Origin of the sequence: Mesorhizobium sp. M7A.F.Ca.US.008.03.1.1, from assembly GCF_003997495.1 — a bacterium.
Taxonomy (GTDB): domain Bacteria; phylum Pseudomonadota; class Alphaproteobacteria; order Rhizobiales; family Rhizobiaceae; genus Mesorhizobium.
Window position 1 is genome coordinate 1 of the sequence record NZ_RZRU01000071.1, and the last position, 316, is coordinate 316.

The following is a 316-nucleotide window of genomic DNA, read 5'->3' on the forward strand; positions in this document are numbered from 1 at the left end:
TCGTGTCGGCAATGGCAAGGATATCGGGCTGTTCGTGCATCCGGCGCTGGCCGTGGATGCCGGGGACGGCTCGGTCCTGGGCCTTGCAGGCGCCACGATCTGGCGGCGCGAGGCAAAGAAGGCGCATGACTACCAGGCGCTGCCGATCGAAGCCAAGGAAAGCCACAAATGGATCGGCACCGCCAAGGCGGCATGCCAGGCGCTGACCGACACGCCGCAGATGACGGTGGTCGGCGACCGCGAAGCCGACATCTACGAAGTGTTTGCAAGGCTTCCCGGCGAGCGCACCCATGTGCTCATCCGCGCTGTACGGGAT

The 316-nt window shown here is 65.5% G+C and carries 1 pseudogene; it reads left to right on the forward strand.

The annotated features are described in order from the left end of the window. Positions 1–316 (forward strand): annotated as a pseudogene (locus EOA16_RS32820) (IS4 family transposase); the annotation flags it as partial.